The following is a 614-nucleotide window of genomic DNA, read 5'->3' as shown; positions in this document are numbered from 1 at the left end:
TGGCTGACTTGGGGCGATTGTGCGCGCGAATTTTTAAGAGCCAAAGAAGACCCTGCTCTTTTGCAAGTTTTTATTAACACAGTGCTTGGAGAGCCATGGGAAGACAGAACAGGCGAAGTTGTTGACCCTGATAGCCTCTATGCAAAACGTGAAGATTATCCATTGGCACCAGAACAAGCCGTGTTGTTGACAGCTGGTATTGATGTGCAAAATGACCGTTTAGAACTTGAAGTGGTGGGATGGGGGCGTAGTGAAGAAAGTTGGCATATTGATTATCAAGTGATCCTTGGTGATCCCTCTTCTTTTGAAGTGTGGGACCAATTGGATGAATATCTTGCAAAACGCTGGCCGCATCCAGGCTATAAAGAAGGGATTAGGATAACAGCGGCTTGTATTGATACTGGTGGTGGACATACACAGGCAGTTTATAATTATGTGCGCCCGCGGGAGGGGCGGCGCATTTGGGGGATTAAAGGACAGGCGGGATGGCGTGCGGTATGGCCACGCCGACCAAGCAAAAACAATAAAGGACAGATCAATCTTTATATTGTTGGGGTTGACGCCGCGAAAGATATCATTACAGCACGGTTTAAAAAATCGGGTCCTGAAGCAAC

Annotated in this window: 1 protein-coding gene; it reads left to right on the top strand. The window is 47.2% G+C overall.

The genetic code is table 11. The annotated features are described in order from the left end of the window. On the top strand, window positions 1-614 hold a 614-nt coding region (locus tag ACFINU_RS10495), incomplete at both ends, for a terminase gpA endonuclease subunit (RefSeq protein WP_375667738.1).

Origin of the sequence: Bartonella sp. AC130YNZD (assembly GCF_042196865.1) — a bacterium.
In the GTDB taxonomy this organism is placed as follows: domain Bacteria; phylum Pseudomonadota; class Alphaproteobacteria; order Rhizobiales; family Rhizobiaceae; genus Bartonella.
The sequence above is the reverse complement of the archived record's forward strand: the minus strand, read 5'-3'. Positions and strand labels throughout refer to the sequence as shown.